This is a genomic window from Chryseobacterium sp. PTM-20240506 (assembly GCF_048296755.1).
GTDB lineage: Bacteria > Bacteroidota > Bacteroidia > Flavobacteriales > Weeksellaceae > Chryseobacterium > Chryseobacterium proteolyticum.
Map to the genome: position 1 here is coordinate 477,389 of NZ_CP182581.1, position 26,001 is coordinate 503,389.

Consider the following 26,001-nt stretch of genomic DNA (forward strand, 5'->3'; position numbering starts at 1 on the left):
ACTTTTTAATATGAATTTTGACTTTTAAATTTTCATAATTTTATTAAAAAGATGGAAAATAGAATAGCTAAATCAAAATTTAAGTGTACATTTAATTATATTGAATGCGCCAAGCAACTACTTTTATGAAGAGTAATGAGGAGGACGGTAATTTGTAGTGCTTACCGAACTATAATGAAAACGTAAAATGAACTCAAACACCAATTCACAAATAAAAAACAATCACAATAAGACCGGAAATTTTTTCCTCGATGTAAAAAAAGGACTGGATAGCAATCCCAAAAGATTATCTTCAAAATATTTTTATGATGAAGTAGGAGACCGGCTTTTCCAGAAGATAATGGCAATGCCTGAATACTATCTTACCCAATGTGAGCTTGATATATTTCAAAATAAAACAGCCGATATCGCTAATCTGATAGGTTTTGACAATACTCCTTTCGATCTGATCGAACTGGGGGCAGGTGATGCTATGAAATCGACCTATCTTCTTAAATATATGATAGATAAGGGGTTGGATTTTACTTATATGCCCATTGATATTTCAGGTAATATTTTATCTGTCCTGGATCAGAAATTAAAAAAGGAGATACCTGATTTAAAAGTTACCCAGCTCGAGGGAGAATATTTTCAAATGCTCAATAAAGCGGCCTCGCTTTCCTCAAGAAGAAAAGTCATTTTGTTTTTGGGAGGGAACATCGGTAATATGGAACTCGAAGAGGCTAATGCATTTTGTATAGGATTGAAAGATCACTTGAATCCCGGAGACAGGATTCTGATAGGGTTTGATCTTAAAAAAAATCCTCACACCATCTTAAATGCCTATAACGACGCCACCGGTATAACAGCAGCTTTTAACCTTAATCTTCTTACGCGTATCAATAAGGAACTTAATGCTGATTTTAATATTGAGCAATTTCAGCATTATCAGACGTATGATCCTGTAAGCGGAGCATGCAGGAGTTATCTCGTGAGTCTGGCCGATCAGGTGGTAAATATAGATCATACGGAGATTATATTTAAGGAAAATGAACTGATAGATATGGAGGTTTCACAGAAATTTTCTGAGGCCGATATAAAAGAATTGGCAAAGAAAACGGGCTTTGAGATTGACGGAGAAATTAAAGACTCGAAGAAATGGTTTATTGACTCCGTCTGGAAGTTTAAATAAATAATAAAAAATCTAAAAAGATGATAGCAAATCCTAAGATTATTGATGCCGTAACGACTTACAGGAATATTCGCAGCCATTCGTTGGCTATTTGTGCTCCTCTTGAGACTGAAGATTTTGTCGTACAGCCTATCGTGGATGTAAGCCCGCCAAAATGGCATTTAGGACATACCACATGGTTTTTTGAAACCTTTATTCTCGTTCCGAATTTTCCGGGGTACACTGTTTTTGATCCTCAATATAATTTTGTATTCAACAGCTATTACGAAACCATAGGAGCAAGAGTCATCCGTACAGACCGGGGTAATTTGAGCCGCCCTTCAGTGGCAGATGTGTATCGCTACAGGGAATATGTGGACCGCCAGATGACTGCTTTTCTTCAGAGTGAATTTATGAACCCTTCCATTGAGCCGCTTTTGGAGCTGGGACTCAATCATGAACAACAACACCAGGAGTTGTTGCTTACGGACATCAAATATATTTTAGGTCACAATCCTCTTTTCCCGGCGTACCGGAAAGATAAGGAAGAGAGCAAGGAAATAGTTCTGACCGGTGAAATGATCAGATTAAGTGAAGGGGTGTATGAAATTGGTTTTAATGGTAATGGCTTTTGCTTTGATAACGAACTGGGAAGACATAAAGTATACCTCAACAATTTTGAAATAAGTGACCGTCTGGTTACCAATGGCGAATATCTGGAATTTATAAATGACAACGGATATAGGGATTTCAGACATTGGCATGCAGAGGGTTGGGACTGGGTGAAACAAAATGAGGTGAAATCACCGCTATATTGGCATTGGATCGATGAAAAATGGATGTATTATACCTTAGACGGTTTACAGGAAGTAGATCCTGACGAAGCGGTTTGTCACATCAATTTCTATGAAGCTTCAGCTTTTGCAGCATGGAAAGGAATGCGTCTTCCAACCGAAGCGGAGTGGGAGGTTGCTTCCGTACATTTTCAGTGGGGAGAAAGGTGGGAATGGACGGGAAGTGCTTATTTACCATATCCCGGATTTAAAAAAGAAGCGGGTGCCGTAGGCGAGTATAACGGAAAGTTTATGGTCAATCAAATGGTTTTAAGAGGGGCTTCCGAAGCTACACCGAAAGGGCATAGCAGAAATACATACAGGAATTTCTTTCATGCAAGTCTTCAGTGGCAGTTTACAGGAATAAGATTAGCGAGATAAGTCCTGCCTATGATTAAAGTAGAATCACTCACCAAAAAATTTGATGACCGGATTGCCGTTGATCATATCTCTTTCGAAGCACAGGATAAAGAAATTCTGGTGCTTCTCGGAACAAGCGGTTGTGGAAAAACCACAACCCTGAAAATGATCAACCGTCTGATAGAAGCTGATTCTGGTGATATCTGGATTGACGGACAAAATATTCTTGAAAAGAAACCGGAAGAACTCCGCATGCATATTGGCTTTGTTATGCAGCATGCCGGGCTTTTTCCTCATTATAACATCCGCCGGAATATTGCTGTGGTTCCCGAGCTGCTCAAATGGGAGAAAAAGAAGATCAGAAGCAGAACGGAAGAACTTATGGAAAAGCTTCACCTGCCGGAAGAACTGCTTTCCCGTTTTCCCCAGGAATTAAGCGGCGGACAGCAGCAACGGGTCGGGATCGCAAGAGCTTTAATAGCAGATACCCCAATATTATTAATGGATGAGCCTTTTGGAGCATTAGATAATATTACTAAAGCGGATATTCATTCTGAATTTAAATCATTAGAGGAACTTAAAAATAAAACCATTATTCTTGTTACACATGATGTACAGGAAGCCTTCGAGCTGGGGCAAAGGATCTGCCTTATGAATGAAGGAAAGATTGTCCAGATCGGAACTCCCAAGGAAATGCTCTATCATCCTGCCGGGGATTTTGTGAAAAATTTCTTTGCAGAAAACAGGCTTTTGCTTGAATATAAAGTTGCCACGCTGGATAATATAAGTCCTTTTCTTGAACAGAACGAAAGTTTGAGGGAAGAATTTGATAGAAAGGAAAATGTGTGGAATATTTTACAGAAACTCAGTGCAGATAAAAGCTATTCGGATCAGTACGAAAAACTGAGCGAGGCATTTAACCTTTACAGAAAAGCACAGGCATAATGACACAGCAGAACCTCTGGCAATTTATTGCCGAACAGCAGGATAAACTTCTTCTCCAGATTATACAGCATCTTGGGCTTACTTTTGTATCATTACTCCTGGCAATAATTGTGGGTGTTCCGTTAGGAATATTCATCGCCAGAAAGAAATTATTTGCCAACCCTGTCCTGGGAACTGCCGGTATACTGCAAACCATTCCGAGTATAGCTTTACTTGGATTTATGATTCCTGCCTTTGGCATCGGGGCTACTCCAGCCATTGTAGCATTACTGATATATGCCCTTCTACCAATTATACGGAATACCTATACTGGAATTACGGGAGTAGATCCTTCGGTTGTAGAAGCTGCCCAGGCAATGGGAATGAACAAAAAACAGCTCTTGTTCAAAGTAGAGCTTCCATTGGCAATGCCTGTAATCATTGCAGGAATAAGGACAGCCGCAGTAATCAATGTAGGTGTGGCAACTTTAGCCTCATTTGTTGCGGCAGGAGGATTAGGAGAATTTATATTTGGAGGAATCTCCCTTAATAATACCAATATGATTTTAGCAGGAGCCATCCCGGCTGCGTTACTGGCTATTATCCTGGATCAGCTGATTGCTGTTTTACAGAAATCCGGCTATAGGAGGCTTCGTAAGATGCTGTTCATTATTCCCATAGTTTTGGTTATTATTGGAGGTGTATATGTGTTTAATTCCTACTCCGGAACCAAGCTTAAAGCAGGTTTTACGCCTGAATTTATGGGAAGGCAGGATGGAGATATTGGCTTGAGATCAGTATACGGGCTTAATGCCAAACCACTTATTGTAAGTGATGCCATTATGTATAAAGCAGCTTACGATAAGGAACTGGATCTCATAAGTGGATATTCTACAGACGGAAGGATTAAAGCCTATGATCTGTATGTACTGGAGGACGATAAAAAAATATTTCCACCGTATTTTGCCGCACCCATTATAAAGACAAAAACATTACAAAAGTTTCCGCAGCTGCAAGAAACGCTCAATTTGCTGGCAGGAAAATTCAATGACTCTGTCATGACGGATCTTAATTATCGGTCTGATTACCTCCACCAAACCCCGGAAAAAATTGCAAAGGACTTCCTGAAGCAGCATGATCTTTTCAAAAATTCCCGAAAAGGGAATGGAGGGACGGTGCGGATCGGCTCCAAAATTTTTGGAGAGCAATATATTCTTACAGAAATGTATAAGATGCTTATTGAAGGCAATACGGATTATAAAGTAGAAACCAAAACAGGCTTGGGAGGAACGAAAATTTGTTTCGATGCATTAGTTAATGATGCCATTGATTTCTATCCTGAATATACGGGAACAGGCCTTTTGGTCCTTTTAAAACCTTCGGAAACAATTTTAAAAGAGGTGAGCCCAAGTCCTGAAAAAACCTACAACTATGTAAACGCGGAATTTAAAAAACAATATGGTATAGAATGGCTTCAGCCTTTAGGGTTTAATAATTCCTACGCCCTGATGATGCGACGGGAACAGGCCCGGCAATTAAACATAAAAAATATTTCAGATCTCAAAAACTATCTAGATACTCCTTAATTCAATGACTTATAATTTCGACGAAATAATCTCCAGACGAGGCACCAATTCCATCAAATGGGATTCTGTGGCAGATGATAATGTACTCCCCATGTGGGTGGCTGATATGGACTTTAAAACCCCTCCTGAAATCATAAATGCTCTTTCACGGAAAGCTGAACAGGGAATGTTTGGATATAGCTTTACTCCCCATGCACTTTATGATGCAATTATCAGTTGGTGGGAAACAAGTCATGAGGTCAGTTTAAAAAAAGAATGGCTGCTTCCTGTTCCGGGAATGATTCCGGTAATTTCTGCTATTGTAAGAACATACCTTCAGCCGGGAGATCATATTATAGTACAATCACCTGTATACAACCATTTTTTTTTACTGATTGAAAATTGCGGATGCCATGCGGTTGAAAATCATCTGATCTACGAAAACGGAAACTATCAGATTGATTTTGAAGACCTCGAAATGAAGGCTTCAGACCCTCAGAATAAAATGCTGCTGCTTTGTAGTCCCCACAACCCTGTAGGAAGAGTATGGACAAGACAGGAACTGGAAAAAATAGCTTCAATATGTTCGAGACATAATGTGATGGTTATCTCTGATGAAATTCACGCCGATATCGTGTATAAAGAAAACAAGCATGTGCCATTTCTTTCTGTAGCGGAAGATTATGATCTACTTTCTGTAACCTGCGGTTCTCCCTGTAAAACATTTAATTTGTCCAGCCTGCCTGTGTCATATGTTATTACTAAAGATCAGGAGTTTAAAAAACAAATTTCAAAAATATTATCCGTACAGGAGACTTATGGTATCAATCCATTTGCGGCTGAAGCTTTAATTGCTGCCTATACACATGGAAGGGACTGGATGGAGGAATTAAAAGAATATTTGTATAATAATTATCTGTTTTTAAAAGATTTCTGCAAAGATCATTTACCCAATATAACCATTGGCCTATTACAGGCGACCTACCTTGTATGGCTGGATTGCCGGATTTTGGGTAAAGGATCTGAAGAACTTTCAAAACTCCTGTTTAAGGAAGAAAAATTGTGGCTGAATCCGGGAACAATGTATGGCAGTTCCGGGGAAGGTTTTTTGCGAATGAACATTGCCTGTCCCAGAGAAGTTTTGGAAGAAGGTTTAAAACGGTTTGAAAAATATATCAATAAGAAACGGGATTAACTTATATTCCTATTTTAAAAGCCTTTCAATAATTCTGGAAGGCTTTTATTTTATAGATTTCTATCGGCCTTTTCTTTTTTAAGTTGCTTCCATTTATTAATATTTACAATTAAAATAGGAACCAGAGCGATAGGAATCACGGCCAAAGCACTGAATTTGTGTTTGAATGTTAGAAAAAGATTACTAAAGAATAAAAGTGGAATAGCAACCATAAGCAAAATGGTTATTGCTTTTGAATTTTTTTCCTGATTAATGAGTTCCTCATTGGTGTATTCTGTTATTGGTTTATTTTTCATATTATTTTTTGTTGATGACTTCAAGGTTATTAATTTTTCCAACCGGTGCGGTCGCTGTATTTTATAAATTAAGATTGATAAAGTTGGCCAGCATCTTCGTATTATTTCCGTAATGATGGTTTCCCGGAATATGTTTCATCTTATAATTACTACCCAGCTTTATTTCATAATACGGAAAATGGGCAAATTCAAAATCACTTACAATAAGCAGTACAGGAACTGTTCCCATTTTGTTGATCTCCGGGATGACCTGTACACTTCCTTTGGGCTCAACTCCAAAATATTCATCCAGGTGAATCTGAAAGTCATTGCTTTTGGAAGGCCCCATAATAAATACTTTTTGGATCTTGCTTTTCAGATCAGGAGTAAAACGGTTATATACAAATGGAGTTACATCAGCACCAAATGAAAACCCAAGAAGAACTACTTTTTGATTTTTCCGTCCCTGCAATTGCTGGTTGATGTAATTCTCTATATCTCCGGAAGTTTGTTCCGGTGTTTTTTTATTCCAGAAGTAAGCCTTCGTGTCCAAAGCAAACACATCATACCCTAATTTGTGGAGATCTGTACCCAGGCCTTTTGTAAAAGTATTAAAGCCGGCGTCGCCACTGATGTAAAAGATAACAGGTTTGTCGGTGTTTGAATTCCATTCCGTTATTTTGAAGTCATTATCTTTTTGACAGCCTGAAAAAATGATCAGTAGGGATAATGATAGGAGATTGCCGAATTTTCGTAGTCTATTCATCATTTTTCTATGGTTTCATCACTTTATTTAATGCCGTTGGTATCTGGAGCAGTTCAAAATCACTGTTATAAACAAGATACTGATCTTCCCAGAGACTGGCATATTTCTCTTTAAAGTTTCGCAGTGTTTGATAATGTTTAAAGCTACCGACCCTCTGATATGCAAACTTCATGATATCCTCAGCCGTATTATGGGTCTGTTGTATCCCTGCCATTGGAGTCATTCCCATGTTTATGTATTTCAGGTTTTTGCTTTTGGCATATTCTACAAGTTTTACGATCAGTACATCAGTACTGCCGTTGGGAGCATCTTCAGTTTTTCTGATCATATCATAGCTGCACTCGTCAGGAGCACAATGGGGAATTATATTCAGAAATGCAACGCATCGTCCGTTATTATCAGAAATGGTAATAAGATCCTGGTTTCTTACCGTATCGCGATCAAACATTCCCTCTGCAAAAACAATTTCCTTTTTATCAAATTCCCTGAGCCATTCATCAGAAACACTTTGGATCTGGTCTATAGTTTTATCATCCTGAGGCGCATATCGTATTTCCGTAATATAACCGGACTTTTCAACCGCATTGATGCCATTCCTGATCGTCTTTTTATCTTTTCCTGTAAGCGTAAAACCTTCAGCATCCAGGATGGCATCCTGACCGATAAACAATTTTTGTTTTTTTAAGGGATTAAAATAAATAATACCACTTTCACTCACTCTGTAATAGCAGGTTTTTAAATTGTTTTTCTTACAGAACAGATCGAATTCCCTGATCAGGTCTGTTTTGTGATGTTCAGCGCATACGGGCTCTTCGAGAACAACTGCAAATCCATTCGCCGTACGAAAAGACACAACCCCATTAATTTCTTCAGAAAAATAAAACTCCTTTTCTTTGGCCAACTTAAAATAATCCAATGAAGATGTTCCGAATTCTTCTATCAGCTGTTTAGCGTTAATGGCATTTTCTTTCTCATCTTTCACGACCCAGGAATGAGTTCTGTAAAACGAAAGAATGAGCACCAACCAGGAAATTACCCCAAGAATATAGTTAAGGTTCTGGAAATCCCGTGCAAATCCGGTAAGAGGGGTAAGTCCCGAATCTTTGAACAGCAGGAATGTGTACAATGTATAATAAAGGGCTTCTTTCTTTGTAAAATCAATGCCGAAATGGGATTTACTGATAAAGTAAAAGCTGAAATAGTTGAAAATAAGGATAATGGTGAATATTCCTAAAAACCAGCTGAAACCTCTTTGTAAAGAAACGATTTTAGTCGTAAAGATATACTCCTTTCTGCTGTACCAGAGAAGTCCCAAAGTAAATGCAGAAAATAAGGCCTCCTCATAGTCAAGTGCTTTAGACAAATTAAAAATAATGGATACTATGGTGAGTACTACTGCAAAATACCAGGCTCTTTTATATCCCCGGAAAAGATTAGCGGAGGTTACAAGCAGCAAGACCCCGGAAATGAGCGTGATCATTTTGGAAATATGGATCAGCTCCCAGGGCAGATACCCTTTCAGGATGTGTAAACGATCCGTAAGGGCTGGAGTAATTACCGAAAGGATATTGATGATGCCCAATAAAAAAATCATAACTACAGGTAAAATACGGGCCAATAGTTTCCGTCCGCTCCATAGGTAAGCAAAAATCCCAAGAACCAATGGAATCCAGAATTCAAAAAAACGGTAGAGCAGAGTAATGCCTAAACCGTCAGCGTGGCTGTATCCGAAGTTCGTAAGAATATAGGTAAGCGAAAACTCCACGGCTCCCAAGCCACGGAGGAAAGGGGAGACGATCATCAGTAGAATCGAAACAACATACGATATCGCTGCAGCAGAAAATGATGCCGGAACTCCGAAAGCATACATGGCAATCAGGAGATGGAAAACACCACAGAATTCAATAAGTACTGAAACTAAAATAGTGATCCAGAAATACTTTCTGTCGATTTCATTATTGAATATCTCATCTATGGAAGCAATGAATTTAGGAAATTTCCGATCCAGAAACTGGTAGAAGGAATTTTTCTTACGGAACGAAACGAATACTGAATAACTGCCTAAAAGAATAGCAGCCAAGACAATAATCCCCACCCAGCTGTCATTGAAGCTTTTATTGATCAGGACTGCGTAAGCAATTAACGGGATTCCTACGATCATTACCGTTAGTAATCCTACAAATCCATAAATTGCACTTGCCTGATGGATCTTGGAGGATTTATATCCTTTTGTTCTGATATTCCTGGGAAGGTATGCCAGCGAGCTTACACCTCCGGCAGGAAGAAATACACTGAGAAAGTTTCGTTTTAAAAATAAAACGGTGGCATCAGATATCCCTACATTCAGTTGGGTTGCACGAAAGCTCGTTACATACATTAAACCTTGGAGCAGGACATAAATCAATGTTAAAAGTATACCTGTCAGAACCCAGCTTAATTTTGAGTTTTGCAATTGAGGGCCTATGGTTGCGAGTTCGTGTCTTTCACTGCGGAAAAATACGAAGGCCAGTAATAAAATAATAACTGCCAGAAATTCTTTCCAACGAACCAGCCTGAAGATTTTTGAAAATTTTATGTTTTTCATATTCGTGATATAGAACCCTTTCATGTATTTTTTACGCTGAAATGTCCTGAAATCAAAAATAAATAAAAAACGTGTAGCAATTCACAGATATTTTACTTTATTTAAAGTAACCTGTTGTTAGTTCTGATAGCATTTCGGACAGATTCCACTTACCACAAAATTGTAGCTTTTGGCAACAAAGTGTTTAGGGAGTGTTATTTCAGGAACCACATTTTCTATGCATGTTACAGACAAGCATTTTTCACAATTAAAGTGAATATGATTATGAGAGTGATCATTTTCTGTGCAATGATGGCATTTTGCGTAATTTACAACACCATCCACATTAACGATCTTATGGATTTTTCCTTCCTCTTCAAGACGGTCGAGCACGCGGTAAGTGGTAACACGGTTGCACAGATCCCCGATTTTTTCCTGGATAGCAGTGTGAGATAATGCGCTGTCAGAGCTATTAATAATGTTTAATATTTCTGTTTTGGCCTGGGTGTTTCTGACTTGTTTCATGATTTTATTGCAACTTTGTTGCATTAATTAAAATTAATATCTACATTTGCAACAAAGTTACGATAAGTATTTTAAACTTAAATATCATTTATGAAATCAAAAATTTTAGATGCAGTAGGTATTTCCGCAGCGGTTTTATGCCTGATTCATTGTATTGTCTTTCCTTTACTGATGATCGTTCCCCTTGGAATATCCCACAATCCCTATATCGATCTGGCGTTTCTGCTCATCGGAGCCATCGTAGTTTATAGAGTCACGAAGAAAATCTCAAAAACATGGCTGAAATGGTGGTTTTGGATCTCCATTCTTTTAATCTCCGTGTCTGTATTGGTAGACCTGATTTTTGAAATCCATATTCCTTTAATATATGTTGGAGCTGCAGGTTTAATTGCAGGCCATATTTTCAATTTTAATAATCATCAACATTAACCTATTATGGAGAATAAACTTCCCGTAACCGTGCTCAGCGGATTTCTTGGTGCCGGAAAAACGACATTACTGAATCACGTTTTACACAATAAAGAAGGTTTAAAAGTAGCGGTAATCGTTAATGATATGAGTGAAATCAATATCGATGCACGCCTTGTAGAAAATCAGGGTACATTATCCCGTACAGAAGAGAAGCTGGTGGAAATGAGTAATGGCTGTATCTGCTGTACTCTTCGCGAAGATCTGATGATTGAAGTAGAACGGCTGGCAAAAGAGAAAAGATTTGATTATCTCTTAATTGAAAGCACCGGTATCAGTGAGCCTGTTCCAGTAGCACAAACTTTTACCTATGCAGATGAGGAAAACGGGATTGATCTTTCCGCATTCAGCTATGTAGATACAATGGTTACTGTAGTGGATTGCTTTAATTTTTTTAAAGATTTTGGCTCCAACGAGTTATTAATGGACCGCGATCTTACTGATATGGAAGGTGATTTCCGTACGATCGTAAATCTGCTGACGGATCAGATAGAGTTTGCCAATGTAATCATATTGAATAAGACGGATATGGTAAACTCAGAAACTATTGGCTTTTTAAAAGCAACCATCGGAAAGTTGAATCCTGCTGCAAGGATTATCACTTCTGAATTTGGGAAAGTAGCTCCCGGGGAAATACTGAATACTCATTTATTTGATTTTGAAGAAGCCCAACAATCTGCCGGATGGCAGAAAGAGCTGGAAGCAGAACATCATACTCCGGAAACTGAAGAATATGGAATAGGATCATTTGTTTTCAGAAACAAAAAGCCATTCCATCCGATGAGGTTATGGACCTATCTGAACGAACAATATCCGGAAGGTGCTTTACGGGCAAAAGGTTTATTCTGGCTTGCTTCACGTCCTGATGACGCATTGAACTTTTCGCAGGCAGGCGGTTCTTTCCGTCTTGAAAAAGCAGGAGTATGGTGGTCCAGTATGCCTATGAGCAATAGAGTGCAGTATTCTTCATTTCTGCAAAATCAGGAATTTATAGAAAGCCGGTGGGATAAAAACTGGGGGGACCGCATCAATGAATTGGTCTTTATCGGGCAGAATTTAGATCAGGAAAAGATGATGGCAGATCTGGAGTATTGTCTCTTAACCGGAGATGAAAAGAAAATGTTTGATGAATCTGTAATTTTTCAGGATCCTTTTCCGCAGAATATATGATCAATTCTGTTAAAATTAAATTTACAATTAATTAATGCAACATTGTTTCATTATTAAATTTTAATTATCTATATTGCATCGTGAAATGTTAATGAAAATGAACAGACGAAAGTTTCTAAAAGGTTCGGCATTGCTTTCCGGATTGTTTGCAATTAATCCGGTTAATGTTCTGGCCACCGAACCTGCTGTAAAACCCAAATCCTACAAAAAAGCTAAGAATATCATTTTTATGGTAAGCGATGGAATGAGTTCCGGAACACTGGCGTTAGCGAACCTGTATTCCCAGAATATCCTTGGGAAAAGTGGAAACTGGATCAATTTATATAAAGAAAATAAAGTATCCAGAGCATTTATGGATACTGCCTCTGCGAGTTCAATTGTTACCGATTCTGCTGCTGCAAGCTCATCTTTCGGTGGTGGGTTCAGGGTAAAGAATGGCGTACTAAATATCGGCGCTAATGGTGAAAAATATGTTCCCATCTGGCAGAAATTTAAAAAAGCGGGTAAAAAAACAGGATGTGTCACTACTGTAACCATTACCCATGCCACACCTGCCGGCTTTTGTATCAATTCAGCCAGCAGGAATGCCGAGCCTGAAATTGCGGAAATGTATGCTGAAATAGGATTTGACGTGATGATGGGGGGAGGAGATGAATTTTTTAATCCCGCGAAAAGAGAAGACAAAAAAGATGTATACGGTTTGTATAAACAAAAAGGATATCAGATTCTAAAAAACCGTTCGGATCTGCAGAATATCGATAAAAGCAAACCGGTATTAGGAGTATTCAATACAGGAGCACTACCTTATTCAATTGATAGGGCTAATATAGCAGCTTTACAATCTACACCAACAATTGCTGAGATGGCAAAGACGGCAATAGACCAGATGAAAGATCATAAAGAAGGTTTTGTGCTTCAGATTGAAGGAGGTAAGGTGGACTGGTCTGCACATGCAAATGATGTTGCGGCACTTATCCATGATCAGATTGCTTTCGAAGAAGCTGTAAAAGTAGCTGTTGATTTTGCTGAAAAAGATAAGAACACATTGGTTATTATCACCACAGATCACGGCAATGCCAATCCGGGAACAATTTATGGCGCGGATGCTACCCGAAACTTCAATACTATTGCCCATTATAAATTCACCAATGAATATGTCCTGAATGCAATCCATCCCGATTTTAACCTGCAGCAAACGAAAGACTGGATCTATGAGACCAACGCCATAAGCCTGGCTGATGATGAAGCTAAAAGTCTTTTAAGTTTCTACACCAGTCTTGATAAAGAAGGTGGGTTATATAATTATAAAAAGCTTCCCTTTAAACTGTATTCGGAAATTCAGAAAAAGCATAATTCTGTTGGCTGGATCAGCATGGATCACTCGGGTGATTATGTGGAACTTGCCATGTTCGGGCCGGGAAGTGAACTGCTAAAACCTTTCGTAAAAAACACAGATTTACATTATATCATGCTTGAAGCCACAGAGCTTTCAGCACATACCGGTAAGCTTTGATCTTGCGGTATCCGGATTTCAGAATAAATATTTTTTTTTCATATTTATATCTTTTGGTGGAAAGAAGCCTTTACGTAATAGTAAAGGCTTCTTGTTTTTCTATATTAAAAATAGATTTCAACCGTGGTATTTCAATGATGAATATATTTTACATCAGTTATCCATACTGAAAATCAGTTCTTTATCTGGCTTTTAATTCTATCTTCAATCGTTCTCCAGTCATACAGATGAAAAACCTTTCCGTTGCTCATTGCTACAAACATCCCTTTTGGAAACTTTGGACCAAGGTTTACGTTTGTAACCTCCGAACCATCGCTTTCACTGGTTGAAACCGGAATTTCTGCAATCTTTCCTTTTGACGGATTTTCCCTCATATAGACGTTGAAAGTATCTTTTTGCTGGTTGGAAACAAGGATATATCCATTCTTTGAAGAAGTAGGGTAGATGGAAATTCCTTCCACATCAGATGTGAAATCACCCTTTCCGAAAACCAGAAGTTCCTCATTTCCTTTAGATGGATCTGCATAATACTGATGCACCCCGAATTGTTCATCAGAATAATAAATATATCCTGCTTCATCATCCACCGCAATGCTTTCTATTTCTTTCAAGCCACTGTATTTTCCAAACTTCCGTACAACCTCGCCCGTAATTTTCCCTTCTTTTTCGGTTAATTTATATTGCCACAAATAGCCATCTGCCGGTCCGGATTTTCTTCCGACAACAGCAAAAAAATCGCCTGTTTCAGGGTTTTTATAAAGAGAAATTCCCATGGGAGATCGCTCTTTTTCACCATCAAAAACAGGGAATGCACCAACTTCCTTTAATTCAGGAAGAGAATAAAGTCTAACTGTATTCGTTTCCCTTTCTGTAACGGCAGCAAAATCTATTGTATTTCCGTGTAAATAAAATCCATATTCGAGATCTACATTATTCGGACGTTTTAAGCCCGTAACTTTGTTAATGATCTTTCCATTCAGGTCGAAAGCATACAGCCCGCCATTGGTATCCTTATCGGTACCTATGATAATGCTTTTTGAAGCATCTTCCGGATTGATCCAGATAGCCGGGTCATCGGTATCATAACCGACCTGTTCTGTAATAACAGTTGGTTCTATTTTTTTTCCCAATTCATTTTGTCCTGCACAATTAATGAGCAAAGGTAACATGATGAGAGCAACACGTGTATTTATCTTTATCATTCTGTATAACATTAAAAATCAAACTTTACACCCATCGTAAACCGGGGCCTGTAATATTCTACCTGAGCTGTTCTGCTTTGAATTCCCTGATAGTACCTTAACGGCTGATTCGTTAAATTATTGGCTTCAGCAAATACTCTCAGCTGGCTGGTAATTTTGAATGAGGCATTTGCGTCAAGGAACAACTGCTTGTCATAATAGCGGTCATCGAACGAATTTCCACCCAGTTCATCAATATAAGAAGATGCATAATTCATAGAAACCCTTGCTGAAAAACGTTTATTTTCCCACGACAGAGATCCGTTGAACATGTGGGGAGCTGCTCCCGGTAATCCTACATCTGTTCTTTCCACACCTTCTTCGTTCGTAATTCCTTTGGCTTTGGATTTAGTATAGGTATAATTAACATATACTCCAAGACCCTTCCAGAATGCCCCCGGAATAAAGTCCAGCTGTCTCTGTAAAGCGACCTCAAAACCATAGATGTCTACATTATCTCCATTTCTTTGTTGCGTAAATCTCCAGTTACTCTCCCCGTCAGGAATAGGATTGGTCTGACCTGTAAAATCTTGTGAAAAATCCGCCGCTGTATAGTTTTTTCTGGAATAGGTATAAATAAAGTCTTTCAGGTTTTTATAAAAGACACCTCCTGAAAGAATCCCCACTGATTTAAAGTACTTTTCTGCCATGAAATCGAAATTATACGCATATGTTGCTTTAAGATTTGGATTTCCTGCAGATATCAGCTCATCTGCCAAAATAACGTTTAAGAAAGGTACGAGTGCATAATAATTAGGACGTGCCAAAGCCGTAGTAAAAGCAGCCCGGAAAACAAGATTCTGTTCCGGAACATATTTGAAGGAAATATTAGGTAAAATATTAGTGTATGTGTTTTTATTATTGATCTTTCCTACAAGATTTTCTTCATCCATTACATAGTTTCCTGTATAATCAATTGTGGTCGTTTCAAGACGCGCACCGGCAATCATAGAGAATTTGTCACTGAGATCCTGATCCCATCGGATATATCCGGCATATATATGCTCTTTTGCACGGTAGTTACTGGAAAGGAATTCTTCCGGCTTAAGTTCTCCTTTAAATAGATTGGGATTAAACAGATCCAGTCCTCCCATGTACGACGTACTTACAAAAGCCCCCGGAACATAATTACCCGGCTGAAAGTTATAACCATCAAAATAGGTAGTTGGAACCGTTAAAAGACTTCCCAAACTGTTAAGCGGTTCAAAAGCATAATAATCATTTTCTCTTTCTTTTTGTTTTATACGTAAACGCGCTCCCACACGTAATCTTCCTTTCTGATCCTCAATCACAGAAAGTGGGAAACGTAGATTTACTTTTGCTCCGAATTCCTTTTCCTGGGTGAAACTGTTGGAATCAGAAAGATCACTTAATTTATAACTCCCGAGATTATCTGATGTTGCAGGATTGATCATTGGTCTTTCCGGATCACTGAGGTCACTCAGGAAATTTACGTTTTTACGTTCAAACTCTATATGTCGTTCATGAGGCTTTTTTTCACTGGCGGTAGCATAATTCATAGACCAGTCCAGATCAATTTTGGAACCCAGGAGATGTTCTCCTCTTAATGCATAGTTCTGAACTTTCTGTTTTTCAAGACGCGTATTATCGTTAGCAGCATCTCCACCTTTATCTTGTCTCGTAATACTTCCGCTCCATCCTGTGATTTCAGTTTCATCCGTATTATACACAGGTTTTATTTTGTAGCCCAAAGCATACCTGTTTTCCTTATCATTCCTGAAATTATACATTGCAGAAGCATAAATTTTGTTTTTCGAATTGAATTCATAATCCATATTCAGGTCAAAACTATGTCGTATACGATGTTCATTATAATAACGAACTCCCATTTTACTGATATAGGCTGTCTTTGCAATATCTTCGGCAAGGCTCCAGGTCGGTTCTATATTATCCGATCCGAAATTGTTATTATTATAGGAAAAACTAAAAACGGCACCCAGTTTATTATTCAGAAATCGGTTTCCATATACGAAGCCTGCGGTATAATTTCCCTTTTCACGAATCGGATTGTATCCGCCTGCTAATGTTGCGGAAATTCTTTGCCCGTTAGGTGAAGCTCTTGTAATAAGATTTACAGATCCACCTATTGCATCCGCATCCATATCCGGCGTCAATGTTTTGTTGACTTCAATTGTTGCAATCATATCGGACGGAATCAGATCCATTTGAACATTTCTGTTATCACCTTCTGCAGATGGGATACGGTCACCGTTTAAAGTCACCGAATTCAGATTGGGAGCGAGCCCTCGGATGATAAGATTTCTTGCTTCCCCCTGGTCATTCTGTATCGTAATTCCAGGAACTCTTTTCAAAGCATCCCCAATATTGGCATCCGGAAAACGCCCAATCTGATCAGAAGAGATTACATTGGTAATATTGGCATTATTCTTTTGTTTATTCAGGGCTCTGGCCTGGTTCCGTAAAGTGGCCCCGGTTACCACAACCTCTTTAATCTGGGTTTCTTTTCTGGTAAAAATGATGTTTTGTCTGGTGTTTTTATCTGCTTCCACCACAATGTTGTATTCATTACTGCCATATCCCATATAATCTACCTTCATTGTATAATTTCCCGCAGGAACATTCAGGAAAACAAAATTTCCATGCTCATCCGATGTCGTATAAATGTTTCCAGGTGCAAGGGAGATCTTTGCTCCCGGTAATGTAATTTTCGAATCATCATTGATATTTCCGGAAACGGTCCCGGATTGTGCATAAAAATAGATGGATGCACACAATAGAACAGACGTTAAAATTTTCTTCACTTTAGTATATTAATTCTCAGTGTAAAAATAGGTTCTAAAGCTTGGAACGGGCTGAAATTAAGATGAACGTTGCTTTAATAAATTATTAATAATATGTGAGTTTTTATGTTTAAATTTTAATGTAATTATAAACAAATAAAGTTGTTTTTTAATTAAATGGATAGGACTTGAACTAAAAGCATATGGAATGTCTTACAATGAAATATAAGAATGGTTTTTATATTAAAATGTGAATTAACTAAAAGAAAGAAAAAAAACTAAAGCACGATAATTTCTATTAAATTTGTATTTGTCTCTATTTGAGACAATAATTACATTGTAACAAATAATTATTTCCAAAATCCCGAAGTATGACCTATTCGATAAGAAATCTGATTATAGTATTCCTGTCATTAATTCCGTTTGTGTCTTTTTCACAAAGGATCAAGCAAAGTATTAATACTTCCTGGCAATTTCACAGAGGAGTTGAAAAAGATGATAATAAAAAAGGATATTGGGAGCAGGTAAATATTCCCCATACATGGAATGTTGAAGATGTTATGGATGATGAACCCGGGTACTATCGGGGAATAGGATGGTACCAGAAAGAATTGTACATTCCTGAGGGTTGGAAGGATAAAAACATATACCTCTATTTTGAAGGGGCCAGCCAGGTTGCAGAAGTATTTGTAAATGGTAAAAGGGCGGGGGTACATCGAGGATCTTATCTTGCATTTAGTTTCAATATTACCAGCCTTTTAAACGAAGGAAAAAATACAATCAGGGTAAAAGTGGATAACAGCCATGATCCTGATATTCCCCCGCTTGGAGGAGATTTCAGCGTATATGGTGGTATTTACCGGGATGTCTATCTCATTGCAGTAGACAAAAACCATTTCGATATGGATAATTATGCAAGTAGCGGTGTGTTTATTTCTACTCCTTCCGTAAGTGAAGAATCTGCCAGTGTTCAGATCAGGGGGAAAGTTTCTGTCAGCAAAAAGGTTAAAATTACAACAACGATTTATGATAAAGAAGGCAAAGAGGTCGCCGTTTCTGAAACGGATCCTGATAAGGATGGAAGCTTTACGGTTCAGGTAAAAAACATCAAAAAACCAAATTTATGGAGTCCTGAAAATCCTTACCTGTATAAAGTTGTGAATGTATTGAGAGATGCAAAAAATGAGATCGTATATGACGAGGTGGTCAATCCTTTAGGTTTTAGATGGTATCATTTCGATGCTGAAAAAGGATTTTATCTGAACGGTAAACCCTATAAAATTATGGGAGCAAGCAGGCATCAGGATTTTAAAGGCATGGGATCTGCTCTTTCCGACGCCTTGCATATCAATGATGTGCAATGGCTGAAGGATATGGGTGGAAATTTTTTAAGGGTTTCTCATTATCCCCAGGATCCTGCTGTTATGGAAGCATGTGATCGCCTTGGAATATTAACTGCTGTGGAAACACCGGGTAACAATCAGATCACCGAAAGTGAAGTTTACACTCATAATATGCTCGATATGCAACGTGAAATGATACGGCAGAATTATAATCATCCGAGCGTAGTTATATGGAGTTATATGAATGAGGTTCTTATTCAGCCCTTGTATAAGGACAAAACACCGGAAAGAGAAAAGTATTGGAAAAATCTTCATGAGCTTGCTCTGAAAATGGAAAATCTCTGCCGGGATGAAGATAAGGAAAGATATACTATGATTGCATTTCACGGAGATTTCGATTTATATAAAAAAGTTGGACTTATCGATATACCTAAAATCGCGGGATGGAATTTATATCAGGGATGGTATGGAGGGAAATTCGGAGACTTTGAAACTTTTGTTTTAAAGCATCATAAAGAATTTCCTTTAAAACCTTTGATTATTTCCGAGTTCGGAGCAGATTCAGATTACCGGCTTCACAGTTTCAGCCCTGTAATTTTTGATAAAACCCAGGAATATGCTAATCTTTATCATGAATCCTATCTTAAGATCATTAAAAAATACGCCTTCATTGCAGGTGCCATTGTATGGAATCTTGCAGAGTTTGGAAACGAAAGCCGTCAGGAAGCCGTTCCTCATATTAACAACAAAGGATTACTTACGACGGACCGAAAACCAAAAGACAGCTATTTCATATACAAAGCAGCATTGGCTCAACAGCCTTTTGTGAAAATTGGAGGCTCGGACTGGTTGTACCGGGCACAGCAGGCGGACCCCGGAAGTAATACAGAAGCCACTCAACCGGTAACAGTGTATAGCAATCAGAAAGAAGTGAAGCTTTGGAATAACGGACAATTGATTGGCATACAAAATGTGAAAGACGGGAAAGCTGTCTTTGCATGCAGTTTTAAAAATGGACTTAACACCCTCAAAGCTGTTACGGACAGAGGTGACGAAGATCTTATAGCCATTGATTTTCATGTAATTGCCAATCAGTTGAAAAATACGGAAAATACATTTACAACTTTAAATGTAAGTTTGGGAGATCAGAGAATGTTTGAAGATGAAGTAACGAAAGAAAGCTGGGTGCCTGAGCAGGAGTATAAACCGGGAAGCTGGGGATATGTAGGCGGAAAAGTGTATCGGGAAGATGAAAAAAGTGAAAAGTACGGTTCAAGAAGAAATATACTGGGAACTGCTTATGATGCAATGTATGAAACACAGCGTGTTGGTCTGAAAAGCTTTAAAGCTGATGTCCCTGACGGACTTTACGAAATTACACTGCACTTTGCGGAGCTCCTTACCCCTACGGAACAGGAAAAGTTGGTGTATAACCTTGAAAGCAATACCCGGTCAGAAAATAAGTTGGGATATACTCGGAAATTTGATGTTTCCCTGAATGGTTTTATTTTTCTTGAAAATCTTTCAGACGATAATCATCTTGCTCCTATTACAGCATACAGTACAAAAACTACTATTTTGGTAAATAGAGGACAGGGAATAACAGTTGGTTTTATTCCTCATGAAGGCGAAGCCATTTTAAATGGAATACAGCTTAGGAAGATATTTTAGTATCAAAATAGAGGATTTGGATAAGGCTGGGTACAGGTAAAAAAATAAACTTATTACTATATTTTTCTAACTTTAAATCGGATTATTCGTAAAGCCTTTTACCACCAAAAAACCAATAATTATGAAATATCAATTTTCGCTGATGCTTTTTTTACTGTTCTTTTCACTGGGTTTTAGTCAGGAAGGTTCGCAACTAAATGTAGGTGTGGAAAATACTACAATAAAAAAGGAAGCAGATGAATATTTTTCATCTCTTACAGCTCTAAGGCAGTTTAATGGAAATGTTATAATTGCAAAAAATGGAGTGGTGCTTCTCAATAAAACATACAATTTACAAAACGGACCTAGGGATATGCTGATCAATAGAAACAGTACATTTATTATTGCTTCTGTTTCAAAGGTTTTTGTAAAATATGGAATCCTGAAATTGGTAGAACAGAACAAAATATCGCTTAACGATCATTTGTCAAAGTTTTTGTCTGGTTTTCCGGAAGGAGAAAAAATCACCATCCGGCATCTTATGCAGCATCAGTCTGGCTTACCAAGGGAAATTACAGATTATGAAAAGTTTGATAAATTATCCGGTGACCAGATCATTGAATTGGCTAAAAAGGAAAAACTTTTATTTGAACCCGGATCCCAGACATTATACTCCAATATTGGATTTTTATTATTGCATAACATTATTAACAAAGTAGCTTCTGAGGGTTATCTAAAATTCATAAAAAAAGAAATATTTGACCCTATTGGTCTTCACAATACCAATGAATATAATGGTAAGAGTCCGATTAAAAATTTTGTGAATGGATTTGATATAGAAGATGGGAAAATAATTAAAGCTTCTGCAAAGGAACTCGATCGGTTTGAAACCGGCAATTACGCTTCAACGATTGATGATCTTTTCCATTTCTCCCAAGAAGGTTTTAATGGTAAACATCTTCAAAAAGATCTTATTAAAGAATTGTTTGACGAAAATGATGTATTGGCACAAGCTGGCGGCAGACCTGGATACCGGGCTTATTTTTATAAAAACCGGAAAACCGGATTTGATTTCATTTTTCTAAGCAACTACACCGGAGTTCCTTTTCAACAGGTGACGCAAGATATCGTGAAGATATTTGAAGGAAAAGCATACCATGTTCCTCGAGCAATAAAAAGACAAAAGATTAGTCTATCTGAAAATGTAATGAAGCGGTATGAAGGAAAATACATTCTCGAAATCGACCAATCTCAATATTTAGTCATTACCATTAAGGAGGGAAAATTGTACATTACTAACAAAGATGGCGAGACCTCAGAAGGTGTCCCTGATTCTGAATTTACATTCTTTTTTGATCCTGCCTCAAATGACGGACTGATATTTACCTTAAACAAAGATACAGGAGTTTATGAACTCGAGATGATATCGGATGGATTACATCTTAAAACTAAAAAGGTAAATTGATTAAATTCTAAAAAAATCCACAACTTCAATGTTGTGGATTTTCTTTTTAAATAAGAGTAGTACTTACCTTGATATTACCGTGTATTGCCTTAGAATAGGGGCAGGTCTGATGAGCGAGTTCTGTTAATTGCTGTGCAATCTCTCTTTCCAAACCAGGAAGAGCAATAGAAAGCCGGGCCTGTAAAAGGAAGTCTTCCCCATTCATTCCCAGATCTACTTCGGCATCCACATAAGTCTCAGAAGGGATTAGTACTCCCAATTTTTTGGCAGCAAGACCTAAAGCTCCGATATAGCAGGCGGACCATCCTGCAGCAAATAACTGTTCCGGATTTGTCCCCGCCATTTTTGATCCCGGAGGAGATAATAACAGATCCAGATTTCCATCATCACTTTTAGCGTTGCCTTGTCGTCCTCCCGTAGTTTTTGTTTTCGCAGTATAGAGTACTTTTACTATTTCTGCTGTTTTTTGATCATTGTTCATGAGTGTAAATTTTAGTTAATAATTGTTGAAATACTTTGCAAAGAAAGTCTGAATCTTCTTCGGTTACCAGCTTCATAAGGGTGAAACAGACATTTTGGAGGATGAGGCGGGCAAATAGGATCTGGGATATTTTTCAGGGGTTTTAGGAAGAACAATTTTGAAGGATATACTATGATTAGAGCAGAAAATAATGATCAGAATAAGTACTCAAAAAGCGGGTGTAGATTTTAAGTTTTGAAATGACCGGTTTATCGTTCATTTAGTCTTATTGGACCTGATGATGATTGATCTGCGACGAGCAGCACAATACATTTGCCGAAAAAATAATTAAAAAATCAACTTCTTAAAATCAAAACAATGGAAACAAAAGCAAACAATTTAAAAACGACTATTACTGCAGGTGTATTTATGTTATTATCAGCAACATCTTTTGCACAGAATACAACAAAAGAAACTGAAACCATCCGCCCTTACCATGTACGTATTCCCAAAACTGCCATCAAAGAACTTCGCCAGCGGATCAATGCGACCAGATGGCCAGGTAAAGAGACGGTAACAGACCAGTCACAAGGAGTAAGACTAAACCAGATTCAGGATCTTGTAAAATACTGGGGAAATAGTTATGACTGGCATAAGGCGGAAAATAAACTAAATGCCTATCCACAGTATATAACTAAAATAGATGGGTTGGATATTCATTTCATTCATGTACGGTCGAAATATAAAAATGCAATGCCTTTGATTATTACGCATGGTTGGCCAGGGTCTGTATTTGAAGAATTAAAAGCCATTGAACCTCTTACAGATCCTGTAAAATATGGTGGAAAAGCTGAAGACGCTTTTGATGTAATAATTCCTTCTATGCCTGGTTACGGGTTTTCAGAAAAACCTAAAACAACAGGTTGGGATGTTGAAAGGATAGGCAAAAGCTGGGATGTTCTGATGAAACGTCTGGGTTATCATCATTATGTAGCCCAGGGAGGAGATTGGGGTGCGGTTATTGCCGATGCGATGGGCCGTCAGGCTCCGGAAGGGCTTCTGGGAATCCATGTCAATATGCCTGCAACTGTGCCTGCAGAAATAGCTGATATTCTAAAAGCGGGAGGCCCGGCACCTGAAAGTTTGTCAGAAAAAGAAAAAGCAGCTTTTGCCTCATTGAATAAATTATATACCCGCGGCGGTGGTTATGCTGCAATGATGGTAACACGTCCTCAGACACTTGGTTATGGACTAACAGATTCACCTGCAGGACTAGCCTCTTTTTTCCTGGATAAATTCAATGAATGGACATACAGTGGTGGAAATGCTGAAAAATCCCTGACGAAAGATGAGATGCTTGATGATATCAGTTTATATTGGTTCACGGATACCGCTGTTTCATCTGCACAACTATACTGGGAAAATAATAATAACAATTTTAATGTCGTAGAGCAGAAAACAAGAGACATCAAAGTGCCTGTAGCCATTACTGTATTTCCCGGAGAAATTTATCAGGCTCCCAAAACATGGGCAGAAAAGGCATATCCTAACCTGATGTATTTTAATGAAGTTACAAAAGGAGGACACTTTGCATCCTGGGAAGAGCCCCAGATTTTTGCACAGGAACTCCGGTCGGCATTTAAGCCTTTAAGAAAATAAATGGGATAAAACAGAAACAAAAAAATCCACAGCTTCAGAAAGCTGTGGATTTATATATAGTTGTTATGTTTACATTATTGGTGATATTGCATTCGTGTAAAGGCCTCTTTTCCGAAAAGGCATGAAAAAATATTCTGAAACTCATGAATGTATCTGCACCGGATTGAGTTGCCGTAAATCTTTAAACCTTCTACGATTTTTTTGGGGCTCAGATCGATGTCATATTTAATAAACTCTTCCGGTCGCTCATACCGGATGCGTTGTTCAGAACTGTATGTTCTTGAAAAACCGAATTCTTCCAGCCATTCTTCAGTGATCTGGATTGGATTGATGGCATCAGCCGGGGCAGAGATACTTTGGATATCATTTTCAATTTTTACAAAATAATCTTTTGCATTATTTTGGAAGATCTCTGTGATTGTGAAAATTTGATTTTTGTACTCAACTAAATTTCTAATCTTTAAGTCTGCAACGTTCATAATATTTAGTGTTAAGGAGGTTATTAAAAATGATGTGTGTTAATAAATAGAGTTGCAAATACTATGCCTGACAGAATATATTTTATTTAAATATATGTTAATGTATTAGGTTAATATTTATGGATTATAAAATATTACTTGAAATAAATGATTATTACTTACGATACTTTGTGGATATTGTTAAATTTTAAGGATGCAAGCAGAAAGGCTGTAAGTATAGCTACAATAAGGAATATGATAAAATAACTCCACGAAGTGCCGTGTAGTAAATAACCGGTGCCACTCCCTAGAATACTGGAACCAAAATAATAAAATAGCCAATACATAGAAGTTGCAGAAGATTTTCCTTCTTTTGCACGGAGCGCTGTCATTTGGCTCGCCATAGTATGGGCCGCAAAAAAAGAAAGTGTAAATAATCCGAGTCCGAAAATAACAATGTAGATATTTTCCGAAAGAAGAAGGATAACGCCGGCAATCATAAATAATATTGATCCTTTCAGAATATTCTTCTGTTCCGTTCTCTTTGATAAACGGCTGGTAATCATCGTTCCGAACACTCCGAATGTATACATCAAAAATATAAATGCAATATAAAAATGATTGAGCGAGAATGGAACGGCTTCCAAACGGAATGTAAGATAATTATATACACTTACAAAAGCTCCCATCAACAGCGCCGCAACAAAATACAACCTTAGCATATAAGAGTCTGTAAGGAATCTCTTCATCTGTTTTATTTTAAGGTGATAATCTACTTTTTGCGGATTGAAAAATTTTGATCCGGGAAAAAGCCTCCAGAATAGTAAACCAAGGATAAGGCTCTCGATGCCTATGATCAGGACTGCTTTCTGCCAACAATTCTCCTGAAAGAAGTGTCGCCAATATTCTTCCGCTCATTCCTCCTATTGTATTCCCGCTAAGATACATACTTATAGCCAGGGCAACCACAGATGTATGGACCTCCTCGGTGAGATAGGCCAGAGCTACCGCGGACACACCGGAAATCACAAAACCTTTTAGAATGCCAATGAATATCAATACGGTAAGACTTGGAATCCATGCCGAAATAATAGTGAGAACAGCTGAAGACAGAAGGGAAAATGCCATTAATCCCTTTCTTGAATAGCTGTCTGCATTAAAAGCAAAGAAAAAAAGGCCTGCTGCCATTCCTATTGTAGAAGAAGAAACGAGCAAAGAGCTGTCTCCTACGGTCGTATGGAAATGATCTGCTACCAAAGGAAGCAATGGCTGGAAAAGATAAAGTTGGGCAAATACAGATAATCCGGAAAGAAAAATACATAATTTAATGTAATGAAAACGTTTGCTTTTTCTTTCTGCTTTTTCAGATAAGTTCATGGGATACATATTCCTTTACTTCATAACCATAAAGGATTATACAAATTTCCAGATAAATTTTCAATTTGAAAAACGTTTATTTTTGATAATATAAATCGTTATAAGCGATCATGAAAAATAAATTCTTCACACTCTGATTAAAAAAGCTCTTTTTTAAATTTGAATATCTTCTAAATAATATCAACGGACTAAGGAATTCTTATCATCAACAGTGATTTCTGTTTTACGGTTTTAAAAGCGATGAAATAGAAACAAATGTTAGATTTTTTAAGGAATGAC

21 protein-coding genes are annotated in these 26,001 nt (G+C 37.8%); 11 read left to right on the plus strand and 10 right to left on the minus strand.

The genetic code is table 11. From position 1 onward, the window contains the following. Positions 1-187 precede the first annotated feature (187 nt). The 5 genes from ACNFU2_RS01865 to ACNFU2_RS01885 are packed head-to-tail and all read left to right on the plus strand — an operon-like array spanning position 188 to position 6,027. Positions 188-1,171, plus strand: a complete 984-nt coding sequence (locus ACNFU2_RS01865; protein WP_273647772.1) for an L-histidine N(alpha)-methyltransferase — start codon at positions 188-190, stop codon at positions 1,169-1,171. A gap of 20 nt (positions 1,172-1,191) precedes the next feature. Then, positions 1,192-2,364: an ergothioneine biosynthesis protein EgtB gene (gene egtB / locus ACNFU2_RS01870; protein WP_273647773.1), complete on the plus strand. Its 1,173-nt coding sequence runs from the start codon at positions 1,192-1,194 to the stop codon at positions 2,362-2,364. 9 nt (positions 2,365-2,373) lie between these two features. Further along, entirely contained in the window at positions 2,374-3,288 is a 915-nt protein-coding gene (locus tag ACNFU2_RS01875) for an ABC transporter ATP-binding protein (protein WP_273647774.1), read from the plus strand. Then, the gene (locus ACNFU2_RS01880) at positions 3,288-4,853 is read left to right on the plus strand and encodes an ABC transporter permease/substrate-binding protein (RefSeq protein ID WP_306611946.1); all 1,566 of its coding nucleotides are present in this window, start codon (positions 3,288-3,290) and stop codon (positions 4,851-4,853) included. Before ACNFU2_RS01875 ends, ACNFU2_RS01880 begins: the two co-directional genes overlap by 1 nt. A gap of 4 nt (positions 4,854-4,857) precedes the next feature. Next, positions 4,858-6,027, plus strand: a complete 1,170-nt coding sequence (locus ACNFU2_RS01885; RefSeq protein WP_273647776.1) for a MalY/PatB family protein — start codon at positions 4,858-4,860, stop codon at positions 6,025-6,027. A gap of 50 nt (positions 6,028-6,077) precedes the next feature. On the opposite strand, the gene ACNFU2_RS01890 is transcribed toward ACNFU2_RS01885, so the two are convergent. The 4 genes from ACNFU2_RS01890 to ACNFU2_RS01905 form a co-directional block, all read right to left on the minus strand. Then, on the minus strand, positions 6,078-6,323 hold the full coding sequence (locus tag ACNFU2_RS01890; RefSeq protein ID WP_200245706.1) for a redox-active disulfide protein 2: 246 nt from the start codon (positions 6,321-6,323) through the stop codon (positions 6,078-6,080). A gap of 61 nt (positions 6,324-6,384) precedes the next feature. Next, positions 6,385-7,071 carry an alpha/beta fold hydrolase gene (locus tag ACNFU2_RS01895; protein ID WP_273647777.1) on the minus strand — a complete coding sequence of 229 codons (687 nt, stop codon included), beginning with the start codon at positions 7,069-7,071 and terminating at the stop codon, positions 6,385-6,387. A gap of 4 nt (positions 7,072-7,075) precedes the next feature. Beyond that, positions 7,076-9,652, minus strand: a complete 2,577-nt coding sequence (locus ACNFU2_RS01900) for a phosphatidylglycerol lysyltransferase domain-containing protein (RefSeq protein WP_273647778.1) — start codon at positions 9,650-9,652, stop codon at positions 7,076-7,078. 117 nt (positions 9,653-9,769) lie between these two features. Beyond that, the gene (locus ACNFU2_RS01905; RefSeq protein WP_172283402.1) at positions 9,770-10,156 is read right to left on the minus strand and encodes a Fur family transcriptional regulator; all 387 of its coding nucleotides are present in this window, start codon (positions 10,154-10,156) and stop codon (positions 9,770-9,772) included. A gap of 90 nt (positions 10,157-10,246) precedes the next feature. Here ACNFU2_RS01905 and ACNFU2_RS01910 point away from each other — a divergent pair, with 90 nt between their 5' ends. The 3 genes from ACNFU2_RS01910 (at position 10,247) to ACNFU2_RS01920 (ending at position 13,307) form a co-directional block, all read left to right on the plus strand. Continuing rightward, on the plus strand, positions 10,247-10,585 hold the full coding sequence (locus ACNFU2_RS01910) for a MerC domain-containing protein (protein WP_273647779.1): 339 nt from the start codon (positions 10,247-10,249) through the stop codon (positions 10,583-10,585). Positions 10,586-10,591: 6 nt separating this feature from the next. Next, positions 10,592-11,794, plus strand: coding sequence for a GTP-binding protein (locus ACNFU2_RS01915; RefSeq protein ID WP_273647780.1), 1,203 nt, complete (start codon positions 10,592-10,594; stop codon positions 11,792-11,794). A 97-nt stretch (positions 11,795-11,891) separates the two neighbouring features. Next, positions 11,892-13,307: an alkaline phosphatase gene (locus ACNFU2_RS01920; protein WP_418123476.1), complete on the plus strand. Its 1,416-nt coding sequence runs from the start codon at positions 11,892-11,894 to the stop codon at positions 13,305-13,307. A 173-nt stretch (positions 13,308-13,480) separates the two neighbouring features. On the opposite strand, the gene ACNFU2_RS01925 is transcribed toward ACNFU2_RS01920, so the two are convergent. Further along, positions 13,481-14,476 (minus strand): phytase, encoded by a 996-nt coding sequence (locus tag ACNFU2_RS01925; RefSeq protein ID WP_306612903.1) that lies wholly within the window; start codon positions 14,474-14,476, stop codon positions 13,481-13,483. Between the two features lie 44 nt (positions 14,477-14,520). Next, the gene (locus tag ACNFU2_RS01930) at positions 14,521-17,331 is read right to left on the minus strand and encodes a TonB-dependent receptor (RefSeq protein ID WP_418123478.1); all 2,811 of its coding nucleotides are present in this window, start codon (positions 17,329-17,331) and stop codon (positions 14,521-14,523) included. A gap of 350 nt (positions 17,332-17,681) precedes the next feature. Between ACNFU2_RS01930 and ACNFU2_RS01935 the strand changes: the two genes are divergently transcribed. Then, a complete protein-coding gene (locus tag ACNFU2_RS01935; protein ID WP_306611954.1) occupies positions 17,682-20,324 on the plus strand; it encodes a glycoside hydrolase family 2 TIM barrel-domain containing protein in 2,643 nt (880 codons plus the stop codon). A gap of 121 nt (positions 20,325-20,445) precedes the next feature. After that, the gene (locus tag ACNFU2_RS01940; protein WP_273647785.1) at positions 20,446-21,768 is read left to right on the plus strand and encodes a serine hydrolase domain-containing protein; all 1,323 of its coding nucleotides are present in this window, start codon (positions 20,446-20,448) and stop codon (positions 21,766-21,768) included. 46 nt (positions 21,769-21,814) lie between these two features. On the opposite strand, the gene ACNFU2_RS01945 is transcribed toward ACNFU2_RS01940, so the two are convergent. Next, on the minus strand, positions 21,815-22,249 hold the full coding sequence (locus tag ACNFU2_RS01945; RefSeq protein ID WP_273647786.1) for an organic hydroperoxide resistance protein: 435 nt from the start codon (positions 22,247-22,249) through the stop codon (positions 21,815-21,817). Positions 22,250-22,606: 357 nt separating this feature from the next. On the opposite strand from ACNFU2_RS01945, the gene ACNFU2_RS01950 reads away from it, so the two are divergent. Then, a complete protein-coding gene (locus ACNFU2_RS01950; RefSeq protein ID WP_273647787.1) occupies positions 22,607-23,887 on the plus strand; it encodes an epoxide hydrolase family protein in 1,281 nt (426 codons plus the stop codon). A 74-nt stretch (positions 23,888-23,961) separates the two neighbouring features. Here the strand turns inward: ACNFU2_RS01950 and ACNFU2_RS01955 are convergent, their stop codons facing one another. The 3 genes from ACNFU2_RS01955 to ACNFU2_RS01965 form a co-directional block, all read right to left on the minus strand. Continuing rightward, positions 23,962-24,366, minus strand: coding sequence for a hypothetical protein (locus ACNFU2_RS01955; protein ID WP_172283382.1), 405 nt, complete (start codon positions 24,364-24,366; stop codon positions 23,962-23,964). 158 nt (positions 24,367-24,524) lie between these two features. Beyond that, a complete protein-coding gene (locus tag ACNFU2_RS01960; RefSeq protein ID WP_418124931.1) occupies positions 24,525-25,205 on the minus strand; it encodes an MFS transporter in 681 nt (226 codons plus the stop codon). Next, on the minus strand, positions 25,105-25,722 hold the full coding sequence (locus tag ACNFU2_RS01965) for an MFS transporter (RefSeq protein ID WP_418123482.1): 618 nt from the start codon (positions 25,720-25,722) through the stop codon (positions 25,105-25,107). Before ACNFU2_RS01965 ends, ACNFU2_RS01960 begins: the two co-directional genes overlap by 101 nt. Positions 25,723-26,001: the final 279 nt, after the last annotated feature.